Here is a 355-nt window from a genome sequence, read left to right on the forward strand (position 1 = left end):
GATTATGACCCTTACTGGGGACTGTTCAGGGGTGATCAAATAAAAGTGAAGGTTTCTGGTGAAACAGCAGAACTACTTGGTTTGAATGGATTTGAAGTACCTCTTTCTGTCATATTTAGTTATTATATCGATGAATATAATACCTATCAAACTTCTGCTCCTAATAGTTTAACGGAAGAAGAAAATCTATATCTCAAAGAAAACTTCAATAAAGGAGACTTTCAATTTATTCTAGAAAGTGAATGGCTTCCTAATGGAGAAAAAAGCTAGAATACATTCAATGAAATTACGGACAAAGAATAAAATGTCATCTCGAAATTTTATTGTGCATAGATTATAATTAATAGGACAAGGT

Annotated in this window: 1 protein-coding gene; it reads left to right on the top strand. The window is 31.8% G+C overall.

Annotated elements, in window-relative coordinates; all coding sequences use genetic code 11:
* Positions 1 to 270, top strand: a 270-nt coding sequence (locus tag AOA61_RS31195; RefSeq protein ID WP_158234798.1) for a hypothetical protein, incomplete at its 5' end; no start/stop codon positions are given.
* Between the last annotated feature and the right edge of the window lie 85 nt (positions 271 to 355).

The organism is Pseudomonas sp. 2995-1, from assembly GCF_002742505.1.
In the GTDB taxonomy this organism is placed as follows: domain Bacteria; phylum Pseudomonadota; class Gammaproteobacteria; order Pseudomonadales; family Pseudomonadaceae; genus Aquipseudomonas; species Aquipseudomonas sivasensis.